The organism is Brevibacillus aydinogluensis, assembly GCF_961514395.1.
GTDB lineage: Bacteria > Bacillota > Bacilli > Brevibacillales > Brevibacillaceae > Brevibacillus > Brevibacillus aydinogluensis.
The window spans coordinates 2,311,529-2,328,517 of the sequence record NZ_OY569118.1 but is presented as its reverse complement, the minus strand read 5'-3'; the positions used below and the strand labels follow the sequence as shown (position 1 = coordinate 2,328,517).

16 protein-coding genes are annotated in these 16,989 nt (G+C 58.0%); all 16 read left to right on the top strand.

The genetic code is table 11. The features are described from left to right. The first annotated feature begins 19 nt into the window (after positions 1-19). Positions 20-871, top strand: a complete 852-nt coding sequence (gene mce / locus Q7F15_RS11430; RefSeq protein WP_304414380.1) for a methylmalonyl-CoA epimerase — start codon at positions 20-22, stop codon at positions 869-871. After that, positions 864-2,420, top strand: a complete 1,557-nt coding sequence (locus Q7F15_RS11425) for an acyl-CoA carboxylase subunit beta (RefSeq protein WP_304414379.1) — start codon at positions 864-866, stop codon at positions 2,418-2,420. Before mce ends, Q7F15_RS11425 begins: the two co-directional genes overlap by 8 nt. 294 nt (positions 2,421-2,714) lie before the next feature. Next, entirely contained in the window at positions 2,715-3,830 is a 1,116-nt protein-coding gene (locus tag Q7F15_RS11420; RefSeq protein WP_171565575.1) for a M20/M25/M40 family metallo-hydrolase, read from the top strand. Between the two features lie 198 nt (positions 3,831-4,028). Continuing rightward, on the top strand, positions 4,029-5,216 hold the full coding sequence (locus Q7F15_RS11415) for a DUF3866 family protein (protein WP_230076863.1): 1,188 nt from the start codon (positions 4,029-4,031) through the stop codon (positions 5,214-5,216). A 163-nt stretch (positions 5,217-5,379) separates the two neighbouring features. Then, the gene (locus tag Q7F15_RS11410) at positions 5,380-5,937 is read left to right on the top strand and encodes an NUDIX domain-containing protein (protein WP_171565573.1); all 558 of its coding nucleotides are present in this window, start codon (positions 5,380-5,382) and stop codon (positions 5,935-5,937) included. Beyond that, positions 5,924-7,120, top strand: a complete 1,197-nt coding sequence (locus Q7F15_RS11405; protein ID WP_304414378.1) for an endonuclease Q family protein — start codon at positions 5,924-5,926, stop codon at positions 7,118-7,120. Before Q7F15_RS11410 ends, Q7F15_RS11405 begins: the two co-directional genes overlap by 14 nt. 57 nt (positions 7,121-7,177) lie before the next feature. Continuing rightward, positions 7,178-7,804, top strand: a complete 627-nt coding sequence (spoIIM, locus tag Q7F15_RS11400) for a stage II sporulation protein M (RefSeq protein WP_171565571.1) — start codon at positions 7,178-7,180, stop codon at positions 7,802-7,804. A 94-nt stretch (positions 7,805-7,898) separates the two neighbouring features. Continuing rightward, positions 7,899-8,363 carry a ferric iron uptake transcriptional regulator gene (fur, locus tag Q7F15_RS11395; RefSeq protein WP_035289716.1) on the top strand — a complete coding sequence of 155 codons (465 nt, stop codon included), beginning with the start codon at positions 7,899-7,901 and terminating at the stop codon, positions 8,361-8,363. 117 nt (positions 8,364-8,480) lie between these two features. Next, complete coding sequence (gene ald, locus Q7F15_RS11390; RefSeq protein ID WP_304415534.1) at positions 8,481-9,611, top strand: alanine dehydrogenase; 1,131 nt, start codon at positions 8,481-8,483, stop codon at positions 9,609-9,611. Positions 9,612-9,679: 68 nt separating this feature from the next. Beyond that, positions 9,680-9,919: a YqzK family protein gene (locus Q7F15_RS11385; protein WP_171565570.1), complete on the top strand. Its 240-nt coding sequence runs from the start codon at positions 9,680-9,682 to the stop codon at positions 9,917-9,919. 88 nt (positions 9,920-10,007) lie between these two features. Then, on the top strand, positions 10,008-10,895 hold the full coding sequence (xerD, locus tag Q7F15_RS11380) for a site-specific tyrosine recombinase XerD (protein ID WP_171565569.1): 888 nt from the start codon (positions 10,008-10,010) through the stop codon (positions 10,893-10,895). 69 nt (positions 10,896-10,964) lie between these two features. Further along, a complete protein-coding gene (gene deoB, locus Q7F15_RS11375; protein ID WP_212132391.1) occupies positions 10,965-12,140 on the top strand; it encodes a phosphopentomutase in 1,176 nt (391 codons plus the stop codon). 33 nt (positions 12,141-12,173) lie between these two features. After that, positions 12,174-12,983 (top strand): purine-nucleoside phosphorylase, encoded by an 810-nt coding sequence (locus tag Q7F15_RS11370; protein ID WP_171565567.1) that lies wholly within the window; start codon positions 12,174-12,176, stop codon positions 12,981-12,983. A gap of 35 nt (positions 12,984-13,018) precedes the next feature. Beyond that, the gene (locus Q7F15_RS11365) at positions 13,019-14,323 is read left to right on the top strand and encodes a pyrimidine-nucleoside phosphorylase (RefSeq protein WP_171565566.1); all 1,305 of its coding nucleotides are present in this window, start codon (positions 13,019-13,021) and stop codon (positions 14,321-14,323) included. A gap of 377 nt (positions 14,324-14,700) precedes the next feature. Then, on the top strand, positions 14,701-15,171 hold the full coding sequence (locus Q7F15_RS11360) for an Lrp/AsnC family transcriptional regulator (protein ID WP_171565565.1): 471 nt from the start codon (positions 14,701-14,703) through the stop codon (positions 15,169-15,171). Positions 15,172-15,294: 123 nt separating this feature from the next. Beyond that, complete coding sequence (locus Q7F15_RS11355; RefSeq protein ID WP_171565564.1) at positions 15,295-16,935, top strand: peptide ABC transporter substrate-binding protein; 1,641 nt, start codon at positions 15,295-15,297, stop codon at positions 16,933-16,935. The last annotated feature ends 54 nt before the right edge of the window (positions 16,936-16,989 follow it).

The following is a 16,989-nucleotide window of genomic DNA, read 5'->3' as shown; positions in this document are numbered from 1 at the left end:
GTGAACAAGGGGGATCAACATGGAACGAACCATTCGCGTACTGGTAGCCAAACCGGGACTGGACGGCCATGACCGCGGCGCTCTGGTGGTCGCGCAAGCGCTGCGGGACGAGGGCATGGAAGTAGTCTATACCGGGCTAAGGCAAACGCCCGCACAGATTGTCAATGCCGCCATACAGGAGGACGTGGACGTCATCGGCCTGTCGTGTCTGTCGGGTGCCCACAATGAACTGTTTCCGGAAGTAGTCCGCCTGCTTAGGGAGCAGGGGGCGGACGACATTCTCGTCATCGGCGGCGGAGTGATTCCGCAGGAGGACATTCCCTATCTGAAATCGCAGGGGATTGCCGAGGTCTTTACCCCTGGGACGCCGACGCGGGTGACCGCTGATTTCATCCGCTCTCATGTGAAGCGCAAGCGGATGAGCCTGCTGCCTGCTCCCAACAAGATTGCCCACATCGGCATCGCCGTCAAAAGCCTGGACGATGCCCTTCCGTTCTACACCGAACAGTTGGGGCTGCCGCTTTTGGGGACGGAAGAAGTGGCTTCGGAACAGGTACGGGTGGCGTTTTTGGGAATCGGCGAGAGCCGCATCGAGCTCCTGGAGCCGCTCGGTCCGGACAGCCCGATCGCCCGTTTCATCGAAAAGCGGGGTGAAGGCATTCATCACATTGCCCTCGACGTGGACGATGTGAACGAGCGCTTGCTCCGTTTGCGCGAAAACGGCGTTCCGCTCATCCATGAAACGGCAAAACCGGGTGCCCACGGTGCGCAGATTGCTTTCCTGCACCCCAAGGGGGCGCATGGCGTCCTGTACGAATTGTGTCAGGCTCCGAAAGCATCTGCGAGCAAGGAGGAAACGGCGTATGAGTGAAGCGATGTACGAAAAAATCAACGACATGTATGAACGGAAGCGGAAGGTAGAGATGGGCGGCGGCGACGAAAAAATCGCCGCCCAGCACAACCGGGGCAAACTGACGGCCAGGGAACGGCTGGACCTCCTGCTCGATCCGGACAGTTTCGTGGAACTGCAGCCGTTCGTCAAACACCGGGCCACCCACTTCGGCATGGACAAGCTGGAGGCCCCAGGCGAAGGCGTGGTCACCGGTTATGGCAAGATTAACGGCCGCCTGGTGTACGTGTTTGCCCAGGACTTCACCGTTTTCGGCGGAGCTCTAGGGGAAATGCACGCCAGAAAGATCGCGAACATCATGGATTTGGCGGCGAAAAACGGCGCTCCGATCATTGGTCTGAACGACTCCGGCGGCGCGCGGATTCAGGAAGGGGTCGTCTCTCTGGACGGGTACGGCCATATTTTTTACCGCAATTCCATTTACTCCGGGGTTGTCCCGCAAATCTCCGTCATTCTCGGTCCGTGCGCGGGCGGGGCGGTGTATTCGCCGGCCATCACCGATTACGTCTTTATGGTGGAGAAGACGTCGCAGATGTTTATCACCGGTCCCAAGGTAATTGAGACAGTCACCGGCGAAAAAATCTCCAGCGAAGACCTGGGCGGTGCATCGGTTCATTCCGCCATCAGCGGCAACGCTCATTTCACGGCGGAGACGGAAGAGGACGTGCTCCAGCAGGTGCGCCGTCTGCTCACCTTCCTTCCGCAAAACTACCGGGAGGAACCGCCGTGCGTACCGTACGACGGAGACCCGGGCGATTGGCTGGAAGAGCTGATCGAGCTGGTGCCCGTGGCCGGAACGAAAGTGTACGACGTGAAAAAAGTGCTGGAGAAAGTGGTGGACCACGGCGACTTTATGGAAGTGCAGCCCAATTTTGCCCGCAACATCGTGGTCGGTTTCGGCCGCATCAACGGTCAAAGCGTGGGGCTGATCGCCAATCAACCCAAAGTGATGGCCGGCGGGCTGGATATCGATTCTTCGGACAAACTGGCCCGGTTTATCCGCACGTGTGACGCCTTTAACGTGCCGCTGATCACGTTTGTGGACGTCACCGGCTTTTTCCCGGGCATCAATCAGGAGCACGGCGGAATCATCCGTCACGGGGCAAAAATCTTGTACGCCTATTCAGAGGCAACCGTGCCGAAAATCAGCGTAATCACGCGCAAGGCGTACGGCGGGGCGTACGTTGCGCTCAACTCCAAGGCAATCGGGGCAGACGTGGTCTACGCCTGGCCGAACGCGGAGATTGCCGTGATGGGGCCGGAGGGGGCAGCGAACGTCATCTTCGCCCGGGATATCGAGCAAAGCGACGACCCGGCTGGCACGCGGCAGGCGAAGATCGCCGAATACCGCGAAAAATTCGCCAATCCGTACGTCGCGGCAGAGCACGGCATGGTGGACGACGTGATCGATCCGCGTGAAACGCGCAAGTACCTGAGGCTGTCATTGGAAATGCTGAGAAACAAACGGGAGCAGCGGCCTGCCAAGAAGCACGGCAACATCCCGTTGTGATCCGGCTGTTTATGGAAGCCTTCCGACGTTTGATTGTCAGGCAGCAGGTTGGCAGGGGTTGCGGGAATACATGGTGTAAAAAAATTTTTTGCGGTATACTGGTACATGTAGGCAAGGTAGGAAGGTGAATGTTCCGGGCCATGGCGGCAAAAGCGTGCGGCATGTGCGTAAAAAGCCAGGACACGTCCGCATCGCTGGTGCGCCGGACCGGGATTCCCGCAAAAATCTGGACCCTGCCGGCTATGGTGCTATTGATCTCTGCGCGGCAGGACATCTTTCAGGGAGGAATCGGGTGTGATCAACCAGGAACGTTTGCTAAACGAGTTTCTGGAGCTCGTCCAAATCGACAGCGAAACCAAACATGAGGCGGCCATTGCCAAGGTGCTGAAGGAAAAATTGACGGACCTGGGCTTTACGGTGGAGGAAGACGACGCGGCTGCCAAAACTGGCCATGGCGCCAACAACCTGATCGCAACGCTGGAAGGCACCGCCCCAGGGCCGGTCATTCTGTTCAGCAGCCACATGGACACGGTCGTGCCGGGCAACGGCGTCAAGCCGCAGGTGCGCGACGGGTACGTCTACTCAGACGGGACGACCATTCTCGGCGCTGACGACAAGGCCGGCATCGCGGCGATTTTTGAAGCGCTGCGCACGTTGAAAGAGAAACAATTGCCGCATCCGACGATCCAGATCGTATTCACGGTGGGCGAAGAATCGGGACTCGTTGGTTCCCGTGCGATGGATTCCAGCTTGCTGAAGGCGGAGATGGGCTTTATCCTGGATTCTGAGGGACCGGTGGGCAAGATCACGGTTGCCGGAGCGGGGCAGTATCGGATTGTGACAAAAATCTACGGCAAGGCTGCTCATGCCGGCGTCAATCCGGAGGACGGCATCAGCGCCATCACCGTCGCCAGCAAGGCCATTTCCCGCATGCCGCTTGGCCGCATCGACGCGGACACGACCGCCAATGTCGGCCGGTTTGAAGGCGGCAAGGCATACAACATCGTGACGGACTACGTGGAAGTCTGGTCCGAAGCGCGCAGCCTGGTGATGGACAAGCTGGAGGCGCAGGTGAAAAAGATGACCACCGCCTTTGAAGAAGCGGCGGCAGAAATGGGGGCGCGCTGCGAAAACGACGTGATCTTCATGTATCACGGCTACAAATTCAACGAAGAGACGCCGGTGGTGCAAAAGGCAATCGCTGCCGTGAAGCGCGTGGGCCGCGAACCGGAGTTGATTGCCAGCGGCGGCGGCAGCGACGGCAACATTTTCAACGGCTTCGGCATTCCGAGCGTGAACTTTGGCATCGGGTACGAAGAAATCCATACGAAAAACGAACGCATGCCGATTGCGGAACTGAACAAGGCAGCAGAGCTGGTGCTGGCGATTATCGCTGAAGTGCTGGAGTAAGCAATGCAGTGTGCGGGCCGGGTACCCTGAGTGGGGTCCCGGCCTTTTTGTACGCGTGCGGGCAGTGAAAAAGCCTGGCCTTAGCCGCTTGGCAAAAGGAAGCCGATCGCGGGAGCACACAAATGATTGGGCAAGCCATGCCAAACATAGACTGATCATGAGAAGACCCTGAAACGGCGGAAGAGGGGAGGAAGTGACATGCTTCGTGTGGCTGCGGGGATGGTGACAGAGGTACGGGAAAAACGGACGGGTGTGCAAATCCTGGACGTGCGCCTGCACGACAGCGGCCTCGTCGAACCGGCCGTCTCGTTTTTCGACGAAGACCTCGCCGCGGGCGACGAGGTTCTGGTGAATACGACCGCTGTACGGCTGCAGCTGGGAACGGGCGGGTTTCACATCGTCATCGGAAAAACGAGGAGAACCGTCGAAGACGATCTGTCCCCGGGAGCGTGGGGCCACGTGATGAAAATGCGCTACGCGCCCTCGCAGCTGGCCGTCGATACAGTGGAAGAGCAGGACAGCCCGTACCATGAACGGTTTTGTGATGAATCGCTATCACTGGAGGGAACGCCCGTGCTGATCGGCGAACTGCACAGCCTGCTTCCGGCTGCCGCAGCGGCGGTCGCATGGGCGGCACCGGAAAAACGTCAGGTGTATGTAATGCCGGACGCCGCTTCCCTGCCGATCGCCCTGAGCCGGCAGGTGGCGCGCCTAAAGTCAGCAGGCGTGCTGGCGGCGACCGTCACCGCGGGACACGCCTGGGGCGGCGACAGGGAAACCGTGACGATCCACAACGGCCTCCTGGCGGCCCGGCATGTGGAACAGGCGGACGTGATCCTGTGCTTTCTCGGCCCGGGTGTGACCGGAACAGGGACGCCGCTGGGCTTCTCGGGCATGCAGTTGGCGGAGGTGATTCACGCCGTCTCCCTTCTGGGCGGCATCCCGTTTTTCATCCCCCGTCTCAGCTTTGCCGATCCCCGCAAACGCCACTTTGGCATCAGCCATCACACGCGGACCGTTCTCGGCCGTTTTGCGCTGCGGCCGGTGCTGTTGGCAGTGCCCGAATTTGGCGACGGACGCGACGACATTGTCCGCAGTCAAACGGCTGAGCTGATCCGCAGCGGCAGTCATCTGGCCGTAAGCAGGCCGGCGCCGGATCATGAACAGCTGGAGCGGTTGGAGCAGACGTTTGGCCTGTCGTTTGTCACGATGGGCCGGCACTGGCGGAACGATCCGGCCCCGTTTCAGGCGGCTGTTCTGGCCGCAGATCTCGCGGTGCAGAGCGCTCCCTTTTTGGCCGAATGTGCTAGCGGCGGGACGCACCGCTGCGCCGGGCCAGATACTCTTGCAGCGTTAGCTCTTTTTTTGACCAGGAGCGGAGTGTAGCGCGGATTTCCCACGCTTTGCCGACCATGCGCAGATGCTTTTCGCTGACATAGGTTTTCATCCCAATACGCCTCCGATACAATAAGGGTGGACAAGTGTCTTGCTCCACAATATGAGGCAGCCGGACGCGTTTAGAACCAGATCTCGAAAAAGGATGATGAGCGTGAGCGATCAAGACCGTTTATACGAAAAGACCATCAGCAGTCAGACGATTTACGACGGACGGATTATCAAGGTAAAGGTGGATGAGGTGCTGCTGCCCAACGGCAAAACGGCAAAGCGGGAAATTGTCAATCACCAGGGAGCGGTGGCCGTTCTGCCGCTGACGCCGGACGGCAAGATGGTCGCCGTGCGCCAGTTTCGCAAACCGCTGGAGCGGACCATCGTGGAGATTCCGGCAGGCAAACTGGAGCCGGGGGAAGAGCCGCTCACCTGTGCCAAGCGCGAACTGGAAGAAGAGACAGGGTATCAGGCCGCCAGTTATGAGCTCCTGAGCTCGTTTTATACGTCACCGGGGTTTGCCGACGAACTTATGCACGTCTACGTGGCGACGGGACTGACAAAAGGGGAAAGTCGTCCGGATGAAGACGAGTTTGTCGAGGTGCTGGAGCTGACGCTGGAAGAGGCGAAGGAACTGCACCGCACGGGAGAGATTTGCGACGCCAAGACCGTCGCCGCCCTGTTTGCCTGGGAGAATCGGGTGCTGCATGAACGTGGTTGACAGACGGCTGCCGCGCTACTTCTGTGACATGCACATCCACATCGGCGGGACGAAGAGCGGCAAACCGGTCAAAATCACCGCATCCCGGCAGATGACCCTGACGCGGATTCTGGAAGAAGCGTCCGAGCGAAAAGGCATGGACGTCATCGGGATCATCGACGCTCACGCTCCCGAGGTGCAGGAAGAGCTGATTGGCCTGCTGGAAACGGGAGCGGCCGAAGAGCACAGGGATGGCGGCGTTCAGTACAAGCAGACCCTGCTGATTCTCGGATGCGAAGTGGAGATCAAAGAACCGGGACGAGGAGAGGCCCACTTCCTCTGTTACCTGCCGAACGTGGGGGAGATGCGCCTTTTTACCGACTGGCTGTCCCGACGCTGCAAAAACGTCAATCTCAGCTCCCAGCGGATCGGAGCCACGCTGCGGGAACTGCAGGAGAGGGTGGCCGAAGGAGGCGGCGTGCTGGTTCCGGCCCATATTTTCACGCCGCACAAAGGCCTGTACGGCAGCTGCACCGACTCGCTTTCGGAGGTGGCGGAGCCCTCTACCATCCCGGCCGTCGAGCTGGGGCTGAGCGCCAATACGGACATGGCCGACCGGTTGACGGAGCTGCATGACAAGACATTCCTGACCAATTCGGACGCCCATTCGCTGGCGAAAATCGGCCGCGAGTATCAGGCGATGGCCATGGCCGAACGCTCGTTTCGGGAGTGGATGCGGGCTTTGCGCAGGGAAGCGGGGAGAGGCGTCGCTGTCAACTACGGTCTTCATCCGCAGTTGGGGAAGTACCATCAGACTGCCTGCCAATCGTGCCAATCGACACTTCCGGCAGACGCCGATGGCCGCTGTCCGCAGTGCGGCTTCAAACGGGTGGTCCGGGGCGTCTTTGACCGGATTGAACAGTTGGCTGATTGCCCGGCCGGCATCCATCCGCCGTTTCGTCCCCCGTACGTGGAACAGGTGCCGCTGGAGTTCATTCCCGGAGTAGGCCCGAGGCTGCGTGACAAGCTGTACTGTGCGTTTGGGACGGAGATGAACATTCTTCACCGGGTGGACAGGGAAGAACTTGCCGGCGTGGTCGGTGAGCGAATCGCGGATCTGATCGTCCAGGCCAGGGAAGGGCGGCTGAACGTCAAGGCCGGAGGAGCCGGCACGTACGGCAGGATCGTGACAGGCAAGGCATAGGCGCCCGGACTTCCGCATAAGCTGTACAGTAATCAGCGTTGCGGGAGGGGAAACGGCGTGCGGGCAAGAGTTGGACAAACAATCCAGGCATATGCGCGAGAGCATCAGTCGCTTTACTGGTTTACGATCGTACTGTTTGCGATGGGCATTATTTTTGGAGCGGTGATCGTCAATTCCTTGCCGCTTTCCCAGCGACAGGAGCTGTTTGGCTTTCTGCAGTACTTTTTCAACACGCTCGGAAGCCAGGGCATTCCCGAGCCGACGGCCCATTTCCAACAGGCGTTCGGCCACTATGCAAAAACGGTGGGCATCTTGTGGATGCTGGGGCTGTCCATCATCGGTCTGCCGATGATCCTGCTGCTGCTGTTTCTCAAAGGAGTGGTCGTCGGGTTTACAGTCGGCTTTCTGGTGAATCAGCTTCAGTGGCAAGGTGTGACGCTGGCGTTGGCGGGCGTATTGCCGCAAAATTTGCTGGTGGTGCCGGCCCTGTTTATCGTCGGGGTGAGCGGCATCTCGTTTTCCATGCGGCTGATCAAAACGCGGCTCCTGAGCAGACGGGACGTGATCCTGCCCCACTTCGTCGGCTACACCGTGTTGGTCGTTGTCATGCTGGCCGTCCTGATGGTGGCGGCGCTGTTCGAGACGTTCGTCTCCCCCAGGCTGATGCAAATGGTGCTTAATTAAGAATAATTCTCATTTAATAACGTATGTATTTGACTTCTGGAACACCCCTCTACTATAATAGGAGCAGGTTTCATGCGAGCGGGGAGGGGCATTTATGTTGGAAGAAAAGTTAGAGAAGATCAAGCAGCAACTACATTCCCAGAACTATAAACTGACGCCACAACGTGAAGCCACTGTTCGCGTTTTACTGGAAAACGAGGAAGATCACCTGAGTGCGGAAGACGTCTACCTTTTGGTCAAGGAAAAAGCCCCGGAAATTGGTCTCGCCACGGTGTATCGAACCCTGGAACTGTTGAGCGAGCTGAAGATCATTCACAAGATGAACTTCGGCGACGGGGTGGCTCGCTACGATCTGCGCGACGACAACGCCGAGTACCACCACCACCATCTGATCTGCCTGAACTGCGGCACGGTGGATGAAATCTTTGAAGACCTGCTTGTCTCCGCAGAGGAAAAGGTCAAGAATGTTTACAACTTTTACATTACCGACCATCGGCTCACCTTCTACGGCATCTGCCATCGCTGCATCGACAAGGTGAACGTGGAGGACTTCAAATAGAAAAACTTCTCTGTGCGGGAGAAGTTTTTCTTTTTTTTCTGCCCCGGGTTATGGAGCAGGACCTCCGGTGGCATGATAAGGAAAGCGCAAATGCGAGCCACAGGAGGCGAATGTGTGATGATTATCGGGGTGCCAAAGGAAATCAAAGACAACGAAAACCGCGTGGGGCTGACCCCCGCCGGCGTGAGCGCATACATACAGGCGGGCCATCGCGTGTTGGTCGAGACGCAGGCGGGGATCGGCTCCGGTTTTTCCGACGAGGATTTTTCGGCAGCCGGCGCGGAAATTCTCGACAGTGCAGAGGAGGTATGGCAGCAGGCGGAGATGATCTGCAAGGTAAAAGAACCGCTGCCTGCCGAATACAAATTCTTTCGCGAAAACCTGATCCTGTTTACCTATCTGCATCTGGCGCCGGAACGCGAACTGACCGAGCAGCTCCGTGCCAAGAAAGTGGTCGCGATTGCCTACGAGACGATCCAGACTGACGACGGTTCGCTGCCGTTATTGATGCCGATGAGCGAGGTGGCCGGCCGCATGTCGGTGCAGATTGGCGCACAGTTTCTGGAAAAGCCGCACGGGGGAAAGGGAGTGCTCCTGGGAGGCGTTCCCGGTGTCCCTCCGGCACATGTGGTCATCGTCGGCGGCGGCATCGTCGGGACCAATGCGGCCAAAATGGCGGTCGGCCTGGGGGCGCAGGTGACGATTCTCGACATCAACGCCAACCGGCTGCGCGAACTGGACGATCTGTTCCAGGGACGATTGCGAACGCTGATGTCCAACCACTACAACATCGCACAGGCGGTAAAGGACGCCGACCTCCTGATCGGGGCGGTCCTGATCCCCGGGGCGCGGGCGCCCAAGCTGGTGACGGAGGATATGGTCAAGTCGATGTCTCCCGGATCGGTCATCGTCGACGTGGCGATCGATCAGGGGGGCTCGATCGAGACTGTGGACCGGATTACCACACACAGCGAACCGACATACGTCAAGCACGGCGTCGTCCACTACGCGGTGGCCAACATGCCGGGAGCGGTGCCGCGCACGTCGACAATCGCCCTGAGCAATGTTACAATACCTTACGGCCTGCAGTTGGCGAACAAAGGGGTCCGCGCCGCCATCACCCAAAACCGCGCGCTTGCCCGCGGCGTCAACGTGCTGAACGGCCATGTGGTGTACGAAGCAGTGGCCACCTCGCTGAATCTGCCGTATGTCCCGCTGGAAGACGCGCTGCATGACCTGCAGGTATAGCGTACCGAATGGAGCAGGAGACCAGCGCATATACTGGAGGTAACACGGAAACGGGGAGGATTGCATCGATGCGAGTATCGTTTCGGCGGCTGATGGAGATTCTCCGGTTTTTCCTCCTGTTCGTTACCTGTGCGCTGTTGTCCTACGGGATCATCAGCCTCTTGTCAGACAGGTTCCTGCCAGGCGATCCCTACCGCGAACCGCACGGCAATGCCGTCAAAGTGGTGAAGCTGATCAATGCCCAGGGAGGCGGAAGTTGGGACGGATACCTGTCCCGGCTGCAGTTGTTCTACCTGACGGGAGAGTAACCGTTACCTTTTTCACGGGAAAAAAGAGGACTTTTCCGTTCCCGCGTGGAAAGCATATCAAGACACTTACCTGAAGGGGAACAGCTTCATGGACACGCTGATTGATCAATTCATCCATTTCCTGGCTGTGGAAAAAGGGCTGTCGCCCAACACGCTCGAATCGTACCAGCGGGATATGGTTGCCTATACGGCATACCTGCAGGAGCAGGGGGTGACCCGGATCGAGGACTCCACGCGGAGCCAGATTATCGGCTATCTGATGACCCTCCAGGAAAAGGGACGGGCTACTGCCACCCTGTCCCGCAATCTGGCGTCAATCCGGGCCTTTTATCAATATCTCGTCCGCGACAAGTACATAGACAAGGACCCGTCCATCCATCTGGAGACCCCCAAAATTGAAAAGCGCCTGCCCAAGGTGCTCTCGGTCGAGGAAGTGGAACGGCTGCTCGACAGCCCGCCGGTCGACTCTCCGGCAGGGCTGCGCGACAAGGCGATGCTGGAACTGCTGTACGCGACCGGTATCCGCGTCTCCGAACTGGTCAACCTGGATGTAAGCGATGTCAACCTGGAGATGGGATTCGTCAAGTGCATGGGCAAGGGGTCCAAGGAGCGGATCATCCCGCTCGGCTCCGTCGCCATCCAAATGGTGCGCCACTATTTGCAGGCGGGACGGCCGAAGCTGGTGAAGCAGCCGGGCGAGACAGCCCTGTTTCTCAACCATCTGGGCAAGCAGATCACCCGGCAGGGATTTTGGAAAATCATCAAGCGCTACGCGCAGAAGGCCAACATTCGGACCGAAATCACGCCGCACACGCTGCGCCATTCGTTCGCCACGCACCTGCTGGAAAACGGAGCAGATCTCCGGTCTGTACAGGAAATGCTGGGTCACGCGGACATTTCCACAACGCAGATTTACACGCATGTGACCCGTTCGCGCATCAAGGACATTTACGCGAAAACCCACCCGAGAGCGTAGTCTCTCTTTTTTCCTCGTCAGACGTCTGACGACTGAACACTTTGATGATTGTTGCAGGAGGCGGTTTTTATGCCACGTTTTTCTCGAGTCTTCTTAATTGTGATGGACAGCGTCGGAATCGGGGAGCTGCCGGATGCGGCCCGCTTCAACGATGAAGGCGCTCATACGCTGGGCCATATCGCCGAGCGAGTCGACGGCTTTTCCCTGCCTCATCTGCAGGCGCTCGGCCTGGGCAATATTGCCCCGCTGCGAAACGTACCGGCTGTTGAAGCTCCCAAGGCGCACTGGGGGAAAATGAAAGAGATCTCTATCGGCAAGGACACGACGACCGGACACTGGGAGATCATGGGCCTGCACGTGTCCACGCCGTTTCGCACCTATCCCGACGGCTTCCCGGCCGAGCTGATCCGCGAGTTCGAGCAGCGGATCGGACGCAAGGTGCTGGGCAACAAGGTGGCGTCCGGCACCGCGATTATTGAGGAACTGGGCGAGGAACACATGCGGACCGGCGATGTAATCGTCTACACCTCGGCCGACAGCGTGTTCCAGGTGGCAGCGCACGAAGAAGTGGTGCCGCTGGAAGAGCTGTACCGCATCTGCCAGATCGCCCGCGAGCTGACACTGCGGGACGAATTTGCCGTCACCCGCGTCATCGCCCGTCCGTTCGTCGGCAAGCCGGGGGCGTTTGTGCGTACGCCCAACCGGCATGATTACTCCGTCAAGCCGTTTGCGCCGACGGTCATGAACCGGCTTGTGGATGCGGGGCTGACGTCGATTGCGATCGGCAAAATCAGCGACATCTACGCCGACGAGGGCATTACCCGCTCCATTCGGACCCAGGACAACATGGACGGCGTTGACCAGTTGCTGAAGACGATGAACGAGGATTTTACCGGCTTGAGCTTTGTCAATCTGGTCGATTTTGACGCCAAGTATGGCCACCGCCGCGATCCCGAGGGCTACGGCCGGGCGCTGATGGAGTTTGACGCCCGCATTCCGGAGCTTCTCAATGCGCTGGACAGCGGTGACTTGTTGATCATCACCGCCGATCACGGCAATGACCCGGTACACCACGGCACGGACCACACCCGCGAATACGTGCCGCTTCTGGTCTACCACAAGGGCATCGCGCAGGGAAGCGATTTGGGCGTGCGCGGCACGTTTGCCGACGTCGGCGCGACGATTGCCGAAAACTTTGGCGTCAAGGCGCCCGAGATCGGGGAAAGCTTTTTGGCCAGATTGTAAGATGAAAAAATGAAATCGAGAGGGGAAAACACGATGAGCAGCATACAAGAAGCAGTTGCCTACATTCAACCGAAACTGACGGAAAAACCGACCATCGGCCTGGTGCTCGGCTCCGGTCTGGGGGTACTGGCAGACGAGATCGAAAATCCGGTCGTCATCCCGTACCACGAGATTCCCGGCTTTACCGTCTCCACCGTGGTCGGACACAAGGGACAGCTTGTCATCGGCAAGCTGCAGGGCAAGCAGGTCGTGGCCATGCAGGGGCGTTTCCATTATTATGAAGGTCACGAACTGGACGCCGTGGTGTTCCCCATCCGCGTCATGAAACAGCTCGGCGTGGAGACGATCATCGTCACCAACGCTGCCGGCGGGATCAATGAGAGCTACAAGCCGGGCAACCTGATGCTGATTGCCGACCACATCAACATGACGTTCCGCAACCCGCTGATCGGCCCCAACGACGACACGCTGGGTCCCCGTTTCCCCGACATGTCGGAAGCCTATTCCAAATCACTTCGCGCTGTGGCAAAAGAAGTGGCGGCAGAGCTGGGCATCACCTTGCAGGAAGGGGTCTACGTCGGTCTGCTCGGCCCGAGCTACGAGACGCCGGCCGAGATCCGCATGCTGCGGATTCTGGGAGGAGACGCCGTCGGCATGTCGACCGTGCCGGAGGTAATCGCGGCCCGTCACATGGGGATGAACGTGCTCGGCATCTCCTGCATCAGCAACATGGCGGCCGGCATCTTGGAACAGCCGCTTTCCCACGATGAAGTGATGGAGACGACCGAACGCGTGAAGGCCCAGTTCCTGTCACTGGTGAACGGGATCGTGGCGAAATTATAGGCTGGCGGCAGCACACGAGGGTGGGGTGAAACAGCATGCGCATGGTGGATATTATCGCGAAGAAACGGGACGGCAAGGAACTGAGCACGGAGGAGATTCAGTTTCTCGTCGACGGCTATACAAATGGAAGCATTCCCGACTACCAAATGTCCGCCTGGGCCATGGCCGTACTGTTCCGCGGCATGACGCCGCGCGAAACCGGCGATTTGACCATGGCGATGGCAAGATCCGGGGAGCAGTTGGACTTAACGTCCATTCCGGGAGTAAAAGTGGACAAACACAGCACTGGCGGCGTGGGCGACAAGACGACGCTGGTCGTGGCGCCGCTGGTGGCGGCGGCCGGCATTCCCGTGGCCAAAATGTCCGGACGCGGTCTGGGACACTCGGGCGGCACGATCGACAAACTGGAGTCGTTCGCCGGGTTTCAGGTGGAACGCACCCGCGAGCAGTTCTTCCAACAGGTGCGGGACATCGGTGTGGCGGTAATCGGTCAGTCCGGCAACCTGACGCCCGCAGACAAAAAACTGTACGCCCTGCGTGACGTAACTGCCACGGTGGAAGCAGTGCCGCTGATCGCCAGCTCGATCATGTCCAAAAAGATCGCGGCGGGGGCCGATGCCATCCTGCTTGATGTAAAAGTAGGCAAAGGCGCATTTATGAAGACGCTGGAAGAAGCAGAGACACTCGCCCGCGCAATGGTGGATATCGGCAGCCAGGTGGGGCGCAAGACGGTGGCTGTCATCAGCGACATGAATCAGCCGCTTGGCTTTGCCGTAGGCAACGCGCTGGAAGTAAAAGAGGCGATCGCAACGCTCGCTGGAAACGGTCCCAAGGATTTGACGGAATTGGCGCTGGCAATCGGCGCTCGCATGCTCGTGCTGGGCGGGCTGGCGTCGTCTGTGGACGAAGGGCGAGGCCGTCTGGAGGAGATCATCGCCAGCGGCAAAGCCGTGGATAAACTGGCGCAAATGGTGGAGGCACAGGGCGGCAACAAACGTGACGTGTACGAACCGGACCGCCTTCCCCAAGCGGGATTGACCGCACAGGTCACGGCGCAGCAGGACGGCTACCTGGCCGGGATCGACGCAGAGACGGTTGGGCATGCCTCTGTCGTGCTGGGGGCGGGCCGATTGACCAAGGAGATGCCGATTGACCTGGCGGTTGGCATCGTGCTGCACAAAAAGCGGGGGGATCGGGTGCGCGCCGGCGAACCGCTGGCCACCCTGCACGCCAACGACGAGCGCTTGCTGCAAGATGCCCTCAAGGACGTGGCTGAAGCGTTTGCGTACAGCAGCGAGCAGCCGCCGGAGCAGCCGCTCATTTACAAGATTGTTGAATAATAGCGACGTGTGTGAGCCACCCCGAAGCAAACACAGGGAGTGCGGTGCTGCCGCACGCCCTGTTGCGCAGGGGAGAACCGCTGGAGAGCGCTCTGCGGTCGTTGTTATCTGGCAATTCGGATAAAAATGTGCAATCTCCGATAAATTATTATTGATTAATCAACTGAATTGCGGTTCAATGGTAGAAAAGAGGCTTGCCATATAATATAAAAAATTATTTATTGTTAAGAATCCGTTTATAATTTTTTATAATTCTACTTGTCAAAATTCGTTGACACCAATAACAATTGCGTATATTTTTAAGGTGACAGGCAAAATGTTAACGATTTTTTCGAATTTCGTAAAAATCTGATGGAGGTTCTACAAAAATCGTATTTATGAGAAAGCTGGACCATGTTGATAAACAGATCCTGCAGATCCTCCAGGAAGACGGACGACGGCCCTATACCGAAATTGCTCAACAACTAGGCTTGAGCGAGGGCACCATCCGTTCGCGCATCACCCGCCTGTTGCAAGATGGCGTGTTTCAGTTCGTGATTCACCCCGATCCGGAAAAGCTGGGATTGCACGTTCAGGCCATTATCGGTCTGACCACCAAGCTGGGATGGCAAAACAGCGTGGCCGAGGAGCTGAGCAAGTTTCCCGAGGTTCGGTTCGTGGGTGCGTTCAGCGGCAAGCACGACTTGATCATTCAAGCGTGTTTCCATAATAACGAAGAACTCATCACCTTCGTCAACGAGCGGCTTTCGCAAATTGAGGGAATCGCCGCGGCCGACGTGTCGCTGGAACTGAAGCAGTACAAGGATTCCTTCTCGTTCGTTCGTGACGACGAAGTGCCGATCCAGTGAAAGGAGTTGATGCCAGTCAAAGTCATCGCGAGCACTTGTCCATTTTTTGGTATTTGAATATTCGGAAAAAAGACAAAAGAAGGAAGAAAGAGAAAAAAGATCAGAGAATTGGGGGTTATTGCGTTGAAAAAGAGCATTTTTGCACTTGTCAGTTCTGTAGCTGTTCTCGGTGCGGCCTTGGCCGGTTGCGGTGGTCAGCAAGCATCTACGGGCGATCAAAACAAGCCTGCTGATCAACAACCAGCCGAAAACAAAGAGAAAAAACCGCAAGTTCTGCGGCTGAACCTGCATTCCGAGCCGCCGACTGCTGACCCGGGCATTGCCGAGGACACGACGTCCGGTGCGATCATTCAGGCGACCTTTGACGGCCTGACCCGGATTGGCAAGGACGGCAAAACACCGGAACCGTCTGTAGCGGAAAAAATTGACGTATCTGACGACGGTCTGACGTACACGTTCCACCTGCGAGAAAGCTACTGGAGCAACGGTGATCCGGTAACAGCCCATGACTTTGAATACGCCTGGAAGCGTGCCCTCGATCCGAAAACGGCATCCAACTACGCGTATCAGCTCTACTACATTAAAAATGGCGAAGCCTTCAACAGGAATCAAGCGAAAGCGGAAGACGTCGGCGTAAAAGCGCTGGATGAAAAGACGCTGCAGGTGACACTGGAAAACCCGACGCCGTTTTTCCTCGAACTGACCACGTTCAGAACGTACTATCCGGTCAATAAAAAACTGGTCGAATCGAATCCGAAGTGGGCGAACGAAGCGAGCACCCACGTGGGCAACGGTCCATTCAAGATGGAATCGTGGGAGCACAAGAGCAAAATGGTGCTCGTGAAAAACGACAAATACTGGGACGCAGAAAACGTCAAGCTGGAACGCATCGAGTTCTCCATGGTAGAGGACGAGATGACCGAGCTGAACATGTATGAAAACGGCGATCTCGACTGGGCCGGCGCACCGATGAGCTCCCTGCCGACGGATGCCATTCCGGCGCTGAAAGACTCCGGAAAGATGACGACTCAGCCGATCGCTGGTGTCTACTGGTACAAGTTCAATACTGAGAAACCGCCGTTCAACAACGTGAAGATCCGGAAAGCATTTGCCTATGCGATCGACCGTCAGTCCCTGATTGACAACATCCTGCAGACCGGCCAGCTCCCGGCCATGGGCGCCGTGCCGCCATCCATGGCACTGAACAAGGACGGCTACTTCAAGGACAACGACGTGGAAACGGCCAAGAAACTGCTGGAAGAGGGCATGAAGGAGCTGGGCATTTCCAAGCTGCCGACGATCACACTCTCCTACAACACGCATGAGGGCCATCAAAAGATCGCTCAGGCGATTCAGGACCAGTGGAAGAAGAATCTCGGCGTAGACGTGAAACTGGAAAACAAAGAGTGGAAGGTGTACCTGGAAGACCTCCACGAGGGGAATTATCAGGTCGGCCGCATGGGTTGGCTGGGTGACTTCAACGACCCGATCAACTTCCTGGAACTGTACAAGGATAAGGATGGCGGCAACAACGACACCCGTTGGGAACATCCGAAGTTCAAGGAGCTGCTGAACCGCTCCGCGAAGGAATCGGGAGAACAGCGCATGAAGACCCTCGCCGAAGCGGAAGCGATCCTGATGGACGAAATGCCCATCATGCCGATCTATTTCTACACCCTCTCCTGGGTGAAGGACGACGATGTCCATGGCGTCGTCATCGACGGTCTGGGCGGCGTCGACTGGAAATGGGCGTACATTGAGTAATCGTGAGTTCCCCGCCGTTTGAGCGCACGCCAACGGCCCCCGGTTCTGCAGGGA

Coding starts and splice junctions, on each gene's coding strand:
- Q7F15_RS11425 (WP_304414379.1), top strand. CDS start 864: ATGAGTGAAGCGATGTACGAAAAAATCAACGACATGTATGAACGGAAG.
- mce (WP_304414380.1), top strand. CDS start 20: ATGGAACGAACCATTCGCGTACTGGTAGCCAAACCGGGACTGGACGGC.
- Q7F15_RS11365 (WP_171565566.1), top strand. CDS start 13,019: ATGCGCATGGTGGATATTATCGCGAAGAAACGGGACGGCAAGGAACTG.
- fur (WP_035289716.1), top strand. CDS start 7,899: ATGTTGGAAGAAAAGTTAGAGAAGATCAAGCAGCAACTACATTCCCAG.
- Q7F15_RS11385 (WP_171565570.1), top strand. CDS start 9,680: ATGCGAGTATCGTTTCGGCGGCTGATGGAGATTCTCCGGTTTTTCCTC.
- Q7F15_RS11360 (WP_171565565.1), top strand. CDS start 14,701: ATGAGAAAGCTGGACCATGTTGATAAACAGATCCTGCAGATCCTCCAG.
- Q7F15_RS11405 (WP_304414378.1), top strand. CDS start 5,924: ATGAACGTGGTTGACAGACGGCTGCCGCGCTACTTCTGTGACATGCAC.
- ald (WP_304415534.1), top strand. CDS start 8,481: ATGATTATCGGGGTGCCAAAGGAAATCAAAGACAACGAAAACCGCGTG.
- deoB (WP_212132391.1), top strand. CDS start 10,965: ATGCCACGTTTTTCTCGAGTCTTCTTAATTGTGATGGACAGCGTCGGA.
- Q7F15_RS11370 (WP_171565567.1), top strand. CDS start 12,174: ATGAGCAGCATACAAGAAGCAGTTGCCTACATTCAACCGAAACTGACG.
- Q7F15_RS11415 (WP_230076863.1), top strand. CDS start 4,029: ATGCTTCGTGTGGCTGCGGGGATGGTGACAGAGGTACGGGAAAAACGG.
- xerD (WP_171565569.1), top strand. CDS start 10,008: ATGGACACGCTGATTGATCAATTCATCCATTTCCTGGCTGTGGAAAAA.